The 16922-nt window shown below is 71.9% G+C and carries 14 protein-coding genes; 7 read left to right on the forward strand and 7 right to left on the reverse strand.

All coding sequences use genetic code 11. From position 1 onward, the window contains the following. The first annotated feature begins 15 nt into the window (after positions 1–15). Complete coding sequence (locus ACZ7EG_RS05005) at positions 16–582, forward strand: GNAT family N-acetyltransferase (protein WP_471072352.1); 567 nt, start codon at positions 16–18, stop codon at positions 580–582. A gap of 69 nt (positions 583–651) precedes the next feature. Then, positions 652–1824 carry a winged helix-turn-helix domain-containing protein gene (locus ACZ7EG_RS05010; protein ID WP_471072355.1) on the forward strand — a complete coding sequence of 391 codons (1173 nt, stop codon included), beginning with the start codon at positions 652–654 and terminating at the stop codon, positions 1822–1824. 9 nt (positions 1825–1833) lie between these two features. Here the strand turns inward: ACZ7EG_RS05010 and ACZ7EG_RS05015 are convergent, their stop codons facing one another. The 7 genes from ACZ7EG_RS05015 to mtnA all read right to left on the reverse strand — a co-directional run bounded on the left by ACZ7EG_RS05015 (position 1834) and on the right by mtnA (position 11050). After that, positions 1834–2580, reverse strand: coding sequence for a response regulator transcription factor (locus ACZ7EG_RS05015; protein ID WP_362038614.1), 747 nt, complete (start codon positions 2578–2580; stop codon positions 1834–1836). Positions 2581–2786: 206 nt separating this feature from the next. After that, positions 2787–3482, reverse strand: a complete 696-nt coding sequence (gene hpf / locus ACZ7EG_RS05020; protein ID WP_362038616.1) for a ribosome hibernation-promoting factor, HPF/YfiA family — start codon at positions 3480–3482, stop codon at positions 2787–2789. A gap of 310 nt (positions 3483–3792) precedes the next feature. Further along, on the reverse strand, positions 3793–4716 hold the full coding sequence (locus tag ACZ7EG_RS05025; protein WP_471072360.1) for a ComF family protein: 924 nt from the start codon (positions 4714–4716) through the stop codon (positions 3793–3795). A 294-nt stretch (positions 4717–5010) separates the two neighbouring features. Beyond that, positions 5011–6840, reverse strand: a complete 1830-nt coding sequence (locus tag ACZ7EG_RS05030) for an LpqB family beta-propeller domain-containing protein (RefSeq protein ID WP_471072363.1) — start codon at positions 6838–6840, stop codon at positions 5011–5013. Next, the gene (gene mtrB / locus ACZ7EG_RS05035) at positions 6830–9037 is read right to left on the reverse strand and encodes an MtrAB system histidine kinase MtrB (protein WP_471072366.1); all 2208 of its coding nucleotides are present in this window, start codon (positions 9035–9037) and stop codon (positions 6830–6832) included. The genes ACZ7EG_RS05030 and mtrB overlap by 11 nt, the downstream gene beginning before the upstream one ends. 1 nt (position 9038) lies before the next feature. Continuing rightward, complete coding sequence (gene mtrA / locus ACZ7EG_RS05040; RefSeq protein ID WP_009188938.1) at positions 9039–9728, reverse strand: two-component system response regulator MtrA; 690 nt, start codon at positions 9726–9728, stop codon at positions 9039–9041. A gap of 173 nt (positions 9729–9901) precedes the next feature. Beyond that, positions 9902–11050, reverse strand: coding sequence for an S-methyl-5-thioribose-1-phosphate isomerase (mtnA, locus tag ACZ7EG_RS05045; protein ID WP_471072369.1), 1149 nt, complete (start codon positions 11048–11050; stop codon positions 9902–9904). Positions 11051–11190: 140 nt separating this feature from the next. On the opposite strand from mtnA, the gene ACZ7EG_RS05050 reads away from it, so the two are divergent. Genes ACZ7EG_RS05050 through ACZ7EG_RS05070 form a run of 5 tightly spaced genes read left to right on the forward strand, consistent with a single transcriptional unit; the run spans position 11191 to position 16798 of the window. Continuing rightward, positions 11191–12534: a DUF7847 domain-containing protein gene (locus tag ACZ7EG_RS05050; RefSeq protein WP_471072372.1), complete on the forward strand. Its 1344-nt coding sequence runs from the start codon at positions 11191–11193 to the stop codon at positions 12532–12534. A gap of 4 nt (positions 12535–12538) precedes the next feature. Next, positions 12539–13306 carry a DUF4129 domain-containing protein gene (locus tag ACZ7EG_RS05055; protein WP_471072375.1) on the forward strand — a complete coding sequence of 256 codons (768 nt, stop codon included), beginning with the start codon at positions 12539–12541 and terminating at the stop codon, positions 13304–13306. Then, on the forward strand, positions 13303–14499 hold the full coding sequence (locus ACZ7EG_RS05060; RefSeq protein ID WP_471072378.1) for a DUF4350 domain-containing protein: 1197 nt from the start codon (positions 13303–13305) through the stop codon (positions 14497–14499). Before ACZ7EG_RS05055 ends, ACZ7EG_RS05060 begins: the two co-directional genes overlap by 4 nt. Next, positions 14499–15488: an AAA family ATPase gene (locus ACZ7EG_RS05065; RefSeq protein ID WP_361925588.1), complete on the forward strand. Its 990-nt coding sequence runs from the start codon at positions 14499–14501 to the stop codon at positions 15486–15488. Before ACZ7EG_RS05060 ends, ACZ7EG_RS05065 begins: the two co-directional genes overlap by 1 nt. After that, on the forward strand, positions 15488–16798 hold the full coding sequence (locus ACZ7EG_RS05070) for a DUF58 domain-containing protein (protein ID WP_471072381.1): 1311 nt from the start codon (positions 15488–15490) through the stop codon (positions 16796–16798). Before ACZ7EG_RS05065 ends, ACZ7EG_RS05070 begins: the two co-directional genes overlap by 1 nt. Positions 16799–16922: the final 124 nt, after the last annotated feature.

The following is a 16922-nucleotide window of genomic DNA, read 5'->3' on the forward strand; positions in this document are numbered from 1 at the left end:
GAGCAGAATCGGCCGATGGACCCCGTCACCCTCACCACGGACCGCCTCCTGCTGCGCACGGTGGGCCCGCAGGACACCGACGCGGTGTACGACGCCTGCCAGGACCCCGACATCCAGCGCTGGACCACGATCCCCTCGCCCTACCTGCGCGAGCACGCCCGGAGTTTCACGGAACAACTCGTCCCGGACGGCTGGGCGGACGGCTCCATGCTCACCTTCGGCGTCTTCCTGCACTCCGGAGAACTGGCGGGCATGCTCAGCATCACGATGCGCGCCCTGGGCATGGGCGAGATCGGCTTCTGGGCCGCGAAGCAGCACCGCGCCAACGGCTACGTCACCGAGGCCGCCCTCGCCGCCTGCCGCTGGTCCTTCACCCATGCCGCGCTCGACCGCGTCGAATGGCGGGCGGCCGTGGGCAACCGGGCTTCCCGCGCGGTGGCGGAACGAGCGGGCTTCACGATCGAGGGCACACTGCGGTCCGCCACGAACAACAAGGGAGTACGCCACGACACCTGGGTGGGTTCCCTGCTCCCCTCGGACATGGGCCTGCCGTCGACGGCCCCGTACCTGCCCGCGCGCTGACCGTCTCGGCCACCCTGGTAAATCCGCAGGTCACACCGCCTTGTCAGTCCCACCCCCTACTCTGCGACCATGACCACCCCGCGCCCCACCGCTGAGCTCTCCGCCGACGAGGCCCGGAGAATCGCGCTCCGCGCCCAGGGCTTCCTCGGAGTGCCCGACCGCCGCTCCGGCGTCCGCGGCATCCTCCGCCACCTGGGCGCGATACAGCTCGACACCATCTCGGTCCTGGCCCGCTCCCATGAACTCGTCCCGTACGCCCGCCTGGGCGCGGTGGGCCGGAAGACGGTGGAGAACGCCTACTGGCAGGACACGCACTCCTTCGAGTACTGGTCGCACGCCGCGTGCATCCTGCCCATCGAGGAATGGCCCCACTTCGCCTTCCGCCGCCGCGCCTACCGCAACCGCCCGCACTGGAATCACGAACTCCCCGACGGCGCCTACGACCAGGTCATCAAGCAGCTCCGCTCCGAAGGCCCCCTCACGGCGACGGAGCTGGGCGGCGCGAAGAAGACGAACGACTGGTGGGACTGGTCCGGCTCCAAGGTCGCCGTCGAACGCGCCCTGATGCACGGCGAGGTGGTCTGCGTGGAGCGCCGCGGCTGGAAGCGCCTCTACGACCTCGCCGAGCGCGCCATTCCCGAGGAGCTGCTGCACGACGAGCTGGACGACACCGAGTGCCTGCGCCGCCTGGTCCGCCTGGCCGGCCGCTCCCTGGGAGTCGGGACGCGCGCGGACATCGCCGACTACCACCGTCTCAAGGGTGAGCAGGTAGACGCGGTGATCGCCGATTCGGGTCTGGTCCCGGTCGTGGTCGAGGGCTGGGGCAAGCCCGCGTGGGCCGACCCCGCGGCCCTGGAGACGCCCCCGCGCGGCCGCCACCGCACCACGCTCCTGTCGCCCTTCGACTCCCTGATCTGGGAGCGGGCGCGCACGGAGCGGATCTTCGGCTTCACACACCGCTTGGAGGCCTACGTCCCCAAACAGAAGCGTGTGTACGGCTACTTCGCGATGCCGGTACTGGCCGGCGGGCGTCTCGTCGGCCGCGTGGACCCGGCCCGCGAGGGTCGCACCCTGGTGGCCAAGCAGGTCACGCTCGACGGCCCCAAGGCGGTCCCGGCCGTCGCCCAGGCCCTGGTGGAGGCGGCGACCTGGGTGGACTGCACGGACGTCCGCGTCGAACGGGTCGACACGCCGGGCCTGCGCGAGCCCCTGGCGAAGGAACTCGCCCGTGCTCTCGGCTGAGACCGGCCCCTAGCGGATTTCGAGGATCTTCTCCCGCATCGCGTACACCACCGCTTCCATCCTGGAGTGCAGTTGCAGCTTCTCCAGGATGTTGCGGACGTGGTTCTTCACGGTGTTCTCGGAGATGAACAACTCCTTGGCGATGTCCCGGTTGTTCATACCCGTGGCGACGAGCTTGAGGACTTCGAGTTCACGGTCGGTCAGGCGCGGTGCGGGCACCAGACGCCGTTCGTCCGTGCGCTGGATCATCGACTTGAACTCGGTGAGGAGTTTCGACGCCATGGACGGGCTGATCTGCGACTGCCCGTCGGCCACCGCGCGGATGGCGGTGGCCACCTCGTCCGTGGAGATCTCCTTGAGGAGATAGCCGGTCGCACCCGCCTTGATGGCGTCGTAGAGATCGGCCTCTTCGTCGCTGATCGTCAGCATGATGATCTTTGCGCTGGGTGCCACCTCCTTGATGGAGGTGCACGCCTCGATCCCGCCCCGCTTGGGCATCCGCACGTCCATCAGGACGATGTCGGGCAGCAGGTCGGCGGCCTTCTCGACGGCCTCGGCGCCGTCGCCCGCCTCCCCGACGACCTGGATGTCCTCCTCGGCGGCGAGCACGATCTCAAGGCCACGACGGAACAAGGCGTGGTCGTCCACCACGAGGACTCTGATCGGTTCCTTGCGTGGAGTCCCCGAGTCCGGGCCCATGCCGACGACGCCGTCGTCGGCATCCCCGTCACGCATCGGTCCGAAGCTGTCCGCCATCGTTCCTCCCCCTGAAGGCTGTGGCCTTGAGGTCCTGAGCCATCGCCAACCCAGAGCAACGACCCACCGGTTGGGCCGTGGTCATCATGATTTCATGCCTGGACGGCACCGGGGTGCCGGAGCGGGGCGCGTAGTGGTCGCACGGAGGTGCCCCTGGGGGCGCACACGCGCTCCAGGGGCACCTGTTCCGCTGTCACCCGGCATGGTCAGCCGCCGAGCGCACCACCCGCGTCGGGAGAGTGCGCCTGTGTGACCATCGTGTCCGTGCTGAGGTGGATCACGCCGTAGTCGTAGGCGTGCCGTCGGTAGACGACACTCGGTTCCTTGGTCTCGGAGTCGACGAACAGATAGAAGTCGTGCCCGACCAGCTCCATCTCGTAGAGAGCCTGGTCGAGGGTCATGGGTGCTGCGACGTGCGTCTTCTCACGGACGACGATGGGACCGTCACCCTGCACTTCCAGCGAGCCGATCTTCTTCGTGGGTACGGCCTCGGGCTCCTCCTCGGAGGTCGGCACCAGGCCGTTCCCGTTGAGCGTCGCCACGCCCGGGACGTGGTCGGCGACCTCGGCGGCCGGGATCCGGCGCGCACCACGGCGCGAGTACCGCTTGTCGTGCTGCCTGCGCAGCCGCGCTTCCAGCTTTTCCGCCGCCAGGTCGAGCGCCGCGTACGGATCGCTCGCCGCTGCCTCCGCCCGGATCACCGGGCCACGGGAGCGGAGCGTGATCTCCACTCGGTCACAGCGGTCGGCCTGCCGGGGGTTGGGCTCCTTGGACACCTCGACGTCGAGGCTGATCACCTTGCCATCGAGCTTCTGGATCTTCTCCAGCTTCAGCTTCTCGGCCACGTGCTTCCGGAACCGCTCGGGCACCTCGGTCTTGCGGCCCTTGACGACGATGTCCACGCAGAACTCCGTTCCCGGATCGCTCCGCTTCGGTGCGGAGCGTCTCCCTTTTGCACCAGGCTCCGGTGAGTCCCGGAACCTCGGACTCGGTGACTTCCACCTCCTCCCCCGTGAGCGAGATCTCCACTCCACCGCCGCGAGTGATGAAAAAAACCCGCAGTACGGCATTCGGATTGAAGAGGTGTGGCCTGCGGCTTTCCCTCTCAACCGAACATATCTCGCCCGGCCGGATGTCGTCACCCTCTACTGCGGCGTACCTCCGTTCAGGTGAAAAGGCCCTCTCGTTACCTGCAACGACACAAGATCTCAGTCAGTTCCGGTTCATTTCGAAAGAGTCCGGTGAGGCCGCGACCACTGCCGCGCACGCCACGTCAACGACTCCGTCGGCGTCGACCACCCCCGCATTCACCTGCCGGGCGGGCCGCCGGCCCGTCCTCTCCCGCCTTGATCCGACGTTCTGTTCCTCTCTGCTTTCCCAGGTCTCTCCCCCGTACACGGCCGAAGTTCCTGCATCGTTCCAAATCGGCCCCGTCGCCCCGGGCGGCGTCCGAGACCCGTGCGAGGCCGCCCGCACGGCGCGCGCGGCCTCCGCCAGGGACGCCCCCGTGGTCATCACGTCGTCGACGAGGACGACCGGCCCGCCGCGGAGCAGCCGGTCACCTCCCGGCACCACCGCCAGCGCGCCCGCGAGATTGGCCAGTCGCTGCCGGGAGTTGAGCCCCGACTGGTCGGCCACGCCCCGTCGCTGCCGCAGCACACCGACCACCCGGGCCGGAAGCCCCCTCCGCCGCAACTCACCCGCCGCCGCGAGCGCGATCCGCCGCGCCGGATCATGCCCCCGGGCCCGCACGGCCCGCCGCCCGGACGGCACCGGCACGAGCAGCACGGGAACCCCGCCGCCCCGGGGCCACGCCACCCCGGCCCCCGCCGAAACCGGGACGCCCCGGAGCCCCGCGTACACGGCTCCCGCCAGGGCCACCCCGAGCGGCCCCGCGAGCGCCAGGGCACCCCGCTCCTTGTGGGCCAGCAGCGTCGCCCGGACCTCGTCCGCATACGGCGCCGCCGCGTACACCCACGGCAGCCCCGGCGGCTCCGGCACCGGCAGCACCCGATGCACCGCTCCTCCGCTCAGCACCGCACGGCACCGCGCGCACAGCACCGTACGAGGCATCCCGCAGCCCCCGCACTCGCCCGGCAGCACCAGTTCGGTCAGGTCCTGCCACCACCCCCGCATGGCCACCACTGTGCCGACACGGGCCGGAGCCCGCCACCCCTGTGGACAACTGCCTGTGGACGACCAACCGCTCCGCCACCTGCACGTCCCCCACACGAGTGACACCCTCAGGAATCACAGCGAACCCGAGCGGTGCCGTCAGGGGAACCGACAGACCGGGACGAGCGGTGCCCGCAGAAGTCACAAGCAGCTTCGGGCACGCCGACGGCCGCCCCCGACGAGACCGACCTCGCCAGCAGCGGCCGCCCGAACCCCGCACACCCCGGTCACCCCTGCCACCGGAGCGCCCACGCCTCACCCCGGATAGACCGGCGCCGTCCCCTCCGTCACCTTCTGCCACTGCTCGCCCGACGGAAGGCGGACGATGCCGTCCACCGAGTACGCCACCAGCGGAAGCTGGTCGTCCTCGGAGGCGGTGACCTCCTTGACTCCGGCCAGGGCCGCGGGGGCCGGCACGTCCGGCGTGGAGCCGTCGATCTGGACGTACCGCATCTGCTCCACCCCGCCGTGCTCGCGCCCGACCACCACGAGCCGGCTGTCCCCGGCCCACGACATGGTGGTGACCTCCTCCAACTCCGGCGTAGCGGAGCGCAGTTCGGCCACGCTGACGGCCGGCTTCCCGCCCGGCCTCTCGTCGCGCTCGATCAGCCCGACGAGCAGGGTCTTCTTGCCGCCCTTCTCCACGACCAGCGCGATCCGTACCCCGTCGGCGGCCACTCGCACGGACTGGATCCGTCCGCCCAGGTCCGGCATGCGCACCTCCACCGGGTCGCCCTTGCCCTCCTGGAAGAAGACCAGCCGGGGATGGTCGGGGTCGCGGTCGGCCACCCACAAGCCGTCGTCCGCGTCCCAGCTGGGGGTCGTCAGCCGGTCCTTCTCGGCACCACCCCGGCTGCGCAGCACCGGCTCGCCCAGCGAACCGCCCGAGACCAGCGATCCCACGTACAGCGACTTGCCGTCGAGGCTGACCCCGGCCGCGGTGTGTTCGTCACGCGAGACCGCCGCCGACCGCAGCGCCGTTTCGCCCTCGCCGAGCGCTCCGGGCGCCGGGTCCGGCTTGGTGCCGCTGTTGCCCGCGGGGATCCGTACGAGCCGGTGCTCGCCGTCCACGAAGTACAGGTAGTCGGGGTGCCGCGCCGAGCTCCTGGTCGCGGCCGTGTCGGCCCCGTCCTGCGTGAGCGAGCACAGCTCCGCCCCGTCGGCCCGCAGCACCACCTCGTCCACGGCCGGGCTGAGATTGCGCAACGTGAACAGGATCTGGGCGGCCATCTCCCGGCACCGGCTCGCTCCGATGCCCGCGGCCTTGTCGTTGAGCGGGACCGTCAGCCTGTTCCGGTCGTCCGGCGTCAGCGCGCCGGCGTTCTTCGCCAGGGCCGTACCGGTGGGGAAGCTCGACCTGACCACCGGCCCGAGCCACCGCGTGGGCCCCTTGAGCAGGGAACTCACCATCTGCGTCATGGGCTCGACGCGCCGGCGCACATAGACGGGGTCGGCGACCGCCGTGGGCTGGGCGCTCGACCCGGCCGCGGAGGTGTTCGAAGCGAAGTAGTACTTGCTGAGGGACATGTAGTTGCGCTGGAAGTCGGACTCGCCCATGACGACGCCCTGCGGCAAGGCGTCGATCCGCCACTGCCGCTTGGCGTCCTGCGTCAGGTGCACGCTCCTGCCGTACGCCCCAGTGGCGGGCGCGTACGCCTGCTGCGCGTCGACGGTGGCGACCTTGGTGCCGGTCAGCATGTACGAGATCTCGCCCGTGGCCTCCCCGCCGCCCCCCGCCTCGGGCTTGGCGCCCGGCCCGTCGGTCAGCACCGTGGCGGACACCTCGGGCCGCCATGTCTTCGCGGCCTGGCCGGTCAGGTACTGACGTGCGGTCTTGTAATGCGGATCGTCGCTGGTGAGCGCCTCGAGGAAGCCCTGCACGATCTCCGAGGGAGGCGCGTCCTCCCCCGGCGGCACGGCGAACACCCGCACCTGCGTCTCCTGGCGCGGGGTGGACTCCACGCCCCGCAGATCCCCGCTGTCCGGCATCGAGGCACACCCCGCCAGCACCAGGACGCCACCGGCGGCGTACGCCATCACGCGCGCGGGCCTGTGCCGGCCGCGCCCCTCGCGGTCAGCGCCCACGAGATGCCTCCCCTTGCCTGTCCACGTCCCCCGGCGCGGCCTCCCGGCCGCCAGGGCCCGTGGAGCCGTTGTCCTCGTCCCGCGGCCCGTTCGGCTCCGGGTCCCGTCCGGTCCGGCCGCCGGCACCCTCGTCGCGCACGGCACCCCCGTCGCGCCCGGCCCCCTCCCGGGTGCTCGGGCCCTCACCGGGGCCGAACTGCTTGTCCTTCGCCGCGTCGTCCTGCGGTCGCGCACCCGAGGCGGGCCGGGGCACCACGCGCGAACCATTGCCGGGCAGGGCCGTCGGGTCCGCCGTCGGGGCCACACGCGGGGGTATCGGGTCCCGCTTCGACCCCTGGGTCGCCGGTCCGCTCGCCGGCTGCGCCGGTACGGTCGCCCGCTTCTCGCCGTCCCCGCCGCACGGCAGTCCGGCGTCGTCGAGACCCCGGTTCCGCCGGGAGTCCTTGGGCTCCAGCGGTATCGGGGAGCCCCGCAGCGGCTCGTCGGCCGTCCTGGGCAGCGTCAGCCGGAACTGCGAGCCGCCGCCCGGCTCGCCCCACGCCTGCAGCCAGCCGCCGTGCAGCCGCGCGTCCTCCAGGGCGATGGACAGCCCCAGCCCCGTACCACCCGTCGTACGCGCGCGTGCCGGGTCGGCCCGCCAGAAGCGGCTGAAGACCCGGGTCGCCTCACCGGGCTTGAGCCCGACCCCGTAGTCCCGTACCGCCACGGCGACCGCACCACCCGCCGCGGCGAGCTTGACGACGACGTCCTTGCCCTCGCCGTGCTCGACGGCGTTGACGACGAGGTTGCGCAGCACCCGCTCCACGCGCCGCGCATCGGCCTCGGCGACGACGGGCTGCTGGTCCCCGCGGATGCGGATCAGGGTGCCCTTGCGCTCCGCGAGCGGCTCGGCCCCGCTGACCACCCGCCGTACGACGTCCCTGAGGTCTATCGGCTCCGCCTCCAGAGCCGCGGCGCCCGCGTCGAACCGGCTGATCTCCAGCAGGTCCGCGAGCAGCGACTCGAACCGGTCCAGCTGGTCGGCCAGCAGCTCCGCCGACCGCGCGGTGATCGGGTCGAAGTCCTCCCGCGCCTCGTGGATGACGTCCGCGGCCATCCGTACGGTCGTCAGCGGCGTACGCAGCTCGTGCGACACGTCCGACACGAACCGGCGCTGCATCCGCGACAGGTCCTCCAGCTGGCTGATCTTCAACTGGAGGTTCTGCGCCATCTTGTTGAAGGCCTCACCGAGCCGTGCGATGTCGTCCTCGCCGGTGACCTTCATACGTTCCTGGAGCCGCCCGGCCGACAGCCGCTCGGCGATCCCCGCCGCCATCCGCACCGGCGTGACGACCTGCCTCACGACGAGCCACGCGATGGCCCCGAGCAGGACGACGACGAACAGCCCGGCCGTCGCCAGCGTGCCCTTGACCAGGCTCAGCGACTTCTCCTCCTGAGTCAGCGGGAAGAGGTAGTACAGCTGGTAGGGGTCGCCGTTGGGGTCGTTGACCTGCTTGCCGATGACAAGGCCCGGCTGGGAGTCCTGGGTCTCGTTGTTGTAGATGATCCGCGTGTAGCTCTGCGCGGCCGTCGTGCTGCTGCCGATCCGCTCACGCAGGTCGGCGGGCACGCTCTTGCTCCAGTTCACCTCGCCCGAGGCACGCGGTCCGCGCCCGCCGGTGCCGTCCGCGTCGGAGGCCGGGAGCGTGACCACGTCGAAGGCGCCCTGGCCACCGCTGGACAGGGACGAGACGAGGTCGCTCATCCACTGGATGACGTTCTGCGCGGGCCGGCCGTCCACCGTGGCGACATCGTCGCCCGTGCCGCTCGCGGCCTCGTCGGCCCGCTGCTTGGCCACCGCGAACCCACCCGTGGCCTGGCTCTGGGACGCCTTCACCTTGGCGTCCAGCAGACCGTTGCGCACCTGCCCGATGACGACGAAGCCCAGCAGCAGCACCACGCCCAGCGACATCAGCAGCGTCGTGACGACGACCTTGAGCTGGATGTTGCGCCGCCACAGCCGCATGACGGGCAACAGCGGCCGGCGCACCCACCGCATGAACAGGCGGATGACCGGGCTGCCCTGCATTCCGCCCTGGAGCAGCAGCCCGCTCTCCAGGAACCGCCCCCAGCGGGAGCCTGACCTCTTCCGCCCGACAGGCCGCTCCGGGCGGGCCCCGGACCGGCCGGGCGCCGAAGCGGCACTGTCGCCGGACATGTCAGCTCGGCCCTGCCTTGTACCCGACGCCACGGACGGTCACCACGATCTCCGGCTTCTCCGGGTCCTTCTCGACCTTGGAGCGCAGCCGCTGCACATGGACGTTGACCAGCCGCGTGTCCGCCGCGTGCCGGTAGCCCCAGACCTGCTCGAGCAGCACCTCGCGCGTGAACACCTGCCACGGCTTGCGCGCGAGCGCGACCAGCAGGTCGAACTCCAGCGGCGTCAGCGCGATCGACTGCCCGTCCCGCTTCACGGAGTGCCCCGCCACGTCGATGACCAGGTCACCGATGGCGAGCTGCTCCGGAGCGGGCTCCTCCGACCTCCTGAGCCGCGCCCGGATCCGGGCCACCAGCTCCTTCGGCTTGAACGGCTTGACGATGTAGTCGTCGGCACCGGATTCCAGGCCCACGACCACGTCGACGGTGTCGCTCTTCGCCGTCAGCATCACGATCGGCACACCCGACTCCGCCCTGATCAGACGGCACACCTCGATGCCGTCCCGGCCGGGCAGCATCAGATCGAGCAGCACCAGATCGGGCTTGGCCTCACGGAACGCGGCCAGCGCCTTGTCACCGTCGGCCACGAACGACGGCTCGAAACCCTCACCACGCAGCACAATGCCGAGCATCTCGGCCAGTGCGGTGTCGTCGTCGACGACAAGGACTCGTCCCTTCATAAACGACATCATCCCATTCTCATAACAGTGGCGAAGGCAGTGGTGAGGTAGGTCACCGGCCAGTGACCATAGTCGCAGCAAGCGCTACTGTCTGCCCTCGCCCGCCCGCAGATGATCTCCGGCAGGGTCGAGAGGCGGGGACGCCGGGGCCCGCCCCCACCCCGCGCACCCTCGCAGCGCCCGGCTCAGCCCGCCGTCACCCGGCGCGACCGCGCACACACCTCCGCGAGTGCCTCAGCCGTCACAGGCGAAACGACACCCTCCTCCGTGACGATCGCCGTCACCAGCTCGGGCGGGGTCACGTCGAACGCCGGGTTGTACGCCTGCGTCCCCAGCGGCGCCACCGGAATCCCGCCGCCCGCCTCCGTACCGACCACCTGCACCTGCGGCGCCGTCACCTCGGTCACCTCGTGCCCGGGCCGCTGCTCCACCTCGATGGACGCCCCGTCCGCCGTGTCCAGATCCACCGTCGTCACCGGCGCCACCACGATGAACGGCACATGGTGGTACCGCGCCAGCACCGCCAGCGGATAGCTCCCGACCTTGTTCGCCACCGAACCGTCCGCCGTGATGCGGTCCGCCCCGATCAGCACCGCGTCCACCTCCCCGGCGGCGAACAGCGACCCCGCCGCGTTGTCGGTGAGCAGCGTGTACGCCATCCCGCTGCGGGCCGCCTCGTACGCCGTCAGGCGGGCGCCCTGCAGCAACGGCCGCGTCTCGTCCACCCACAGCCGCCGCAGCCGCCCCGTCCGGTGCGCCGCGAGCGCCACCGCGAACGCCGTCCCCTCGCCGCCCGACACCAGCGAACCGGTGTTGCAGTGGGTGAGGACCCGGTGCCCGCCACCGGGCAGCAGCTCGTTCAGCAGCGTCAGCCCGTGCTCGGCCATCCGGCCGCTGGCCTCGGCGTCCTCCCGGTGCAGCTGCCGTGCCGCGGCCAGCGCCGCCGCGGCCGCCTGCCGGACGTCACCGTCCTTGGCGAACGCCGCCTCGTACGCCGACTGCGCCCGGCGCACCCCCACGGCCAGGTTCACCGCGGTCGGCCGGGCACCCGCCAGCGCGGCCGCCGCCTCGCCCACGTCGAAGCCCCGCACGGCGGCGAGCGCGACGCCGTACGCCCCCGCGATGCCGAGCAGCGGCGCTCCGCGCACGGCGAGCGAGCCAATCGCCTCCACGAGTGCGGACGCGTCCGTACAGACCAGTTCGACCTCCTCGGCCGGCAGCCTCGTCTGGTCCAGCAGGACCAGAACAGGGCCTTCCGGTGGCTCTTCCCAGCGGATCGCCGGGATCTCGGTCGGCCGTTTGTCATCGCCGCTGTGCGCGTACTGATCAGCCATGCCGTCAGTCTGCCCCCTATCGAGCGGACAATTGAAGGTACGCAGCCCATACCGCGGCCGGTCACTCCAAGACCACCCCATGGCACGATGGCTGCCAACCTGCCGCCGCGACCGCGGACGGGCACCGTGAAGGAGCGACGATGAACGACACTCCGGGCTGGGCCTCGCCCGGATCCGCCCCGTCCGACGGGCAGAAGCCGGACCAGTCCGGCCCTGCCGAGCCCACCGACCGCCCCACCTCCGCACAGCCCGCGGACCAGCCGGCCCAGACCCCGCAGAGCCCGGGCCCGCAGTGGTCCAAGGAGCAGCCGCCCCCCTCCCAGTGGTCCGCCCCCAGCGGCCCGAACGCCCCCGGCCAGGCGCCCCCACCCCCGCCCCCCGGCCCGGGCTGGGGCCACCAACCCCCCGGCGGACACGGCCCCGCGGGCCCCGGCGGGTACGGCGCCCCCGCAGGCCACGGCGGCTGGGGAAGCGGCTGGGGCGGTCCCCCGCCCGCCGCCAAGCCCGGCGTCATCCCGCTCCGCCCGCTCGGCGTGGGCGAGATCCTCGACGGCGCGGTCTCCACCATGCGCACCTACTGGCGCACGGTCCTGGGCATCTCGCTGACCGTCGCCGTCCTCACCGAGGTCATCGTCGTCCTCTTCCAGGGCCTGGTCCTGGACGACACCAGCACCGACGCCCTCAACGACCCCAGCGCCAGCCTCAGCGAGCTGAGCCGCGCCATGGGCGACGCCCTGCTCAACTCCACCGTCGTCTTCGTGCTCTCCCTGGTCGGCACCGTCATCGCGACCGCCCTGCTCACCACCGTCACCAGCCGCGCCGTACTCGGTAGGCCGGTGACCATCGGCGAGGCCTGGCGGGACGCCCGCCCTCAGGTCCTCAAACTCTTCGGTCTCATCTGCCTGTTGCTGCTCATCACCGCCGGCATCGTCACCGTGGGCACCCTGCCCGGCATCCTCGTCGGCGTCGCCGTGAACGGCGGAGCAGGCGTCGGCCTCACCGTCCTGGGCGTCATCGGCGCCGGCATCGTCGCACTCTGGCTGATGATCCGCTTCTCCCTCGCCTCTCCCGCTCTCATGCTGGAGAAGCAGGGCATCAAGAAGGCCATGAGCCGCTCCGCGAAGCTCGTCCAGGGCACCTGGTGGCGGATCTTCGGCATCCAGCTGCTCGCCACGCTCATCGCGAACGTCGTCGCCTCGATCATCGTCATCCCCTTCACCCTCCTCGCCGCGGCCCTCAGCGGCGACGGCCTCACCGGCTGGCTCAACACCGGTGTCGGCAGCCTGGGCTGGACGTTCCTCATCATCAGCGGCATCGGTTCGGTGATCGGCTCCATGATCACCTTCCCGATCACGGCGGGTGTCACCGTGCTCCTCTACATCGACCAGCGCATCCGCCGCGAGGCCCTCGACCTCGAACTGGCCCGCGCCGCCGGCGTCCAGGGCTACGGCTCCACCGCCCCCGGCGCCACCCCGGGGAGCTGATGCGGTGAGCCGGGCGGGGGAACTTCTCACCACGGCGCTGCCACGCGCCGGCATACGGACGCTGCTGAGCGCCCACGACAGCACGCTGCTGTCATCGGCCCGCTCCGCGGATGAGCCGCCCCTCACCACGCCGCGCGACCCAGCTCGCGAGGCGGCCCGGCGCGAGCTGTCCAAGCGGATGTACCACGAGAACGACCCCAGCCTCTTCCAGCGCGCCCTCGACGCCTTCTGGGACTGGCTCGGCGAACTCCTCAACGCCGCCTCGGACGCCACCCCCGGCGGCACACTCGGTCTGCTCGTCATCGTCCTGGCCGTCATCGCCGTCCTGGCCGCCCTGTGGTGGCGCCTGGGTACCCCACGCCGCCAACCCATCTCGTCCGCAGCCCTGTTCGACGACCGCCCCCGCAGCGCCGCCGACCACCGCGCCGCCGCCGAGGCACACGCCGCCCAGGGCCACTGGAGCCAGGCCGTCCAGGAACGCATGCGGGCCCTCGTCCGCGCCCTCGAGGAACGCGCCCTCCTCGACGTCCGCCCGGGCCGCACCGCCGACGAGGCCGCAGCCGAAGCCGGACGCGCCCTGCCCGCCCACACCGACCGACTGCGCACCGCCGCCCGCGACTTCGACGACGTCACATACGGCGGCCGCTCGGCGACCGAGCAGTCGTACCACCGCATCGCCGAACTCGACCGCGACCTGGAACGCACCAAGCCCCAGCTCGCGACGAGCAGCGCCGCCACGGCCCCCCACACCCGCCCGGGAGCCGCCGAATGACCACCGAGGCCACCCTCACGTCCACCTCGGCCTCGCCCACCGCCCGCCAGGTGTGGGCCCGCGCGCGCGGCATCGCCCTCGCCCTCGTGGTGCTCCTCGCGGGAGCGATCGCCATCGCCGTCATCCGCTCCGACGCCCGCCACGGCGAACTCGACCCGCGCTCCGCCGATCCGCACGGCAGCCGCGCCGTCGCCGAACTCCTCGCCGACCGGGGCGTGGACACCCGCGTGGTCACCACCCTCGACGAAGCAGCCGCCGCGGCCGGACCGGACACCACCCTTCTGGTCGCCGTCCCCGACCTGTTGACTCCCAGTCAGCAGACCCGGCTGCACAACGCGTTCGCCGAATCCCACGGCCGCACCGTCCTGGTCGCCTCCGGCAGCGCCTCCATCGAACGGCTCGCCCCCGGCGTCACCGCCGACCCCGCCACCAGCCTCGACTCGACGCTCGCCCCCGACTGCGACCTGCCCGCCGCCCGGCGCGCCGGCACCGCCGACACGGGCGGCGTCCGCTACTCCACCACCCACCTCGGCGCCGACGCGTGCTACCCCAGCGAACGCCTGGCCACCCTGATGCGCATCCCGGACCAGCTCGGGGACGGCGACACCATCGCCCTCGGCGCGCCCGACATCCTCCTCAACGACCGCCTCGACGAGCACGGCAACGCCTCGCTCGCCCTGCAACTCCTCGGCTCGCGCCCCCATCTGGTCTGGTACCTCCCCTCGCTCTCCGACGCGTCGGCCTCCGGCCCCGACGACGAACGCAGCCTCTTCGACCTGCTCCCCTCGGGCTGGCTCTGGGGCACCCTGCAGCTCTTCATCGCCGCAGCCCTGGCCGCCCTCTGGCGGGCACGCCGACTCGGCCCCCTGGTGCCCGAAAAACTCCCCGTCGCGATCCGCGCCTCCGAAACAGCCGAAGGCCGCGCCCGCCTCTACCGCAAGACCGACGCCCGCGACCGCGCGGCCAACGCTCTCCGCTCCACCACCCGCACCCGCCTCGCCCCCCTCACAGGCGTCCCCGTCACCCAGGCGCACGCGCCCGAGGCCCTGCTCCCCGCCCTGTCCGCCCACCTCCACGGCGACGGCCAGGACCTGCACGCCCTCCTCTTCGGACCACCGCCCAGCGACGACGCAGCACTCATCGCACTCGCCGACCGACTCGACGCCCTCGAAAGAGAGGTACGCCGTCCATGATGGACCCGACCACTGACAACGCCGGGAACACCGGGGACCCGGGCACCGCCCGAGACGCCCTGGAGGCCCTGCGCGCCGAGATCGCCAAGGCCGTGGTCGGCCAGGACCCCGCCGTCACCGGCCTCGTCGTCGCCCTGCTCTGCCGCGGCCACGTCCTCCTCGAAGGCGTCCCCGGCGTGGCCAAGACCCTCCTGGTCCGCGCCCTCGCCTCCGCCCTCGAACTCGACACCAAACGCGTCCAGTTCACCCCCGACCTCATGCCCAGCGACGTCACCGGCTCCCTGGTCTACGACACCCGCAGCGCCGAGTTCTCCTTCCAGCCCGGCCCGGTCTTCACCAACCTCCTCCTCGCCGACGAGATCAACCGCACGCCCCCCAAGACCCAGTCGTCCCTCCTGGAAGCCATGGAGGAACGCCAGGTCACCGTCGACGGCACCCCCCGCCTCCTCCCCGACCCGTTCCTGGTCGCAGCGACCCAGAACCCGGTCGAGTACGAGGGCACCTACCCCCTCCCGGAAGCCCAGCTGGACCGCTTCCTCCTCAAACTCACCATCCCCCTCCCCTCCCGCCAGGACGAGATCGACGTCCTCACCCGCCACGCCGAGGGATTCAACCCACGCGACCTCCACGCCGCCGGCGTACGCCCCGTAGCGGGCCCCGCCGACCTGGAGGCGGCCCGCGCCGCGGTCGCCAAGACGACGATCTCCCCGGAGATCACCGCCTACGTCGTCGACATCTGCCGCGCCACCCGCGAGTCGCCGTCCCTCACCCTCGGCGTCTCCCCCCGAGGCGCCACGGCCCTCCTGGCCACCGCCCGCGCCTGGGCCTGGCTGACCGGCCGCGACTACGTCATCCCCGACGATGTGAAGGCACTCGCCCTCCCCACCCTCCGGCACCGCGTACAACTGCGCCCGGAGGCCGAGATGGAAGGCGTGACGGCCGACTCCGTCATCAACGCGATCCTCGCCCACGTCCCCGTCCCCCGCTGATGGCGCTCACCGGACGCGCCGCCCTCCTCGCGGCCCTGGGCTCCCTCCCCGTCGGCATCTGGGAGCCCAGCTGGACGGGCATCCTTGCGGTCAACGCCCCGCTGGCCGTGGCCTGCGCCTGCGACTTCGCGCTGGCCGCCCCCGTACGCCAACTGGGCCTGACCCGCTCCGGCGACACCTCCGTACGCCTCGGCGACACGGCGGACGTGACGCTCACGGTCACCAACCCGTCCCGGCGCCCCCTCCGTGCCCGGCTCCGCGACGCCTGGCCCCCCAGCAGCTGGCAGCCGGGCACGGAGGGGGCGGTCTCCCGCCACCGCCTCACGATCCCCCCGGGCGAACGCCGCCGCGTGACCACCCGCCTCAGCCCCACCCGCAGAGGCGACCGCCGATCCGACCGCGTCACCATCCGCTCCTACGGCCCCCTCGGCCTCTTCTCCCGCCAGGGCACCCACAAGGTCCCGTGGACGGTACGCGTCCTGCCCCCGTTCACCAGCCGCAAGCACCTGCCCTCGAAACTGGCCCGCCTACGCGAACTGGACGGCCGCACCAGCGTCCTCACCCGCGGCGAGGGCACGGAGTTCGACAGCCTGCGCGAATACGTCCCAGGCGACGACACCCGTTCCATCGACTGGCGCGCCACAGCCCGCCAGACCACAGTCGCCGTACGTACCTGGCGCCCCGAGCGCGACCGCCACATCCTGCTGGTCCTGGACACCGGCCGCACCTCGGCCGGCCGCGTGGGCGACGCACCCCGCCTCGACGCGTCGATGGATGCGGCCCTCCTCCTCGCAGCCCTCGCCTCCCGCGCCGGCGACCGCGTGGACCTCCTCGCCTACGACCGGAAGGTCCGCGCCCTCGTCCAGGGCCGCACCGCAGGCGATGTCCTTCCCGCTCTGGTCAACGCGATGGCCACACTCGAGCCGGAACTCGTCGAGACGAATGCCCGGGGCCTGACGGCCACCGCCCTGCGCACGTCCCCTCGCCGCTCCTTGATCGTCCTGCTCACGACCCTGGACGCGGCCCCCGTCGAGGAGGGCCTGCTCCCGGTCCTCTCTCAGCTCACCCAGCGCCACACGGTCCTGCTGGCATCGGTAGCGGATCCGCACATCAGTGAAATGGCCAAGGCCCGCGGAAATGTGGACGCCGTCTACGAGGCAGCCGCAGCCGCTCAGGCCCAGTCGGAACGACACCGCACCGCGGAGCAACTCCGCCGCCACGGCGTCACGGTCGTCGACGCCACGCCGGACGACCTGGCGCCGGCGTTGGCGGATGCGTACTTGGCCTTGAAGGCAGCCGGACGCCTATGACAAACAGCGAGCCCCCGAAAGGGGGCCCGTAAACGCAGAAAACCCCCGCATCCGAAGATGCGGGGGTTTTCCCAAAAATTGTTCGGCGGCGTCCTACTCTCCCACAGGGTCCCCCCTGCAGTAC

This window comes from Streptomyces sp. NPDC037100, from assembly GCF_055606225.1.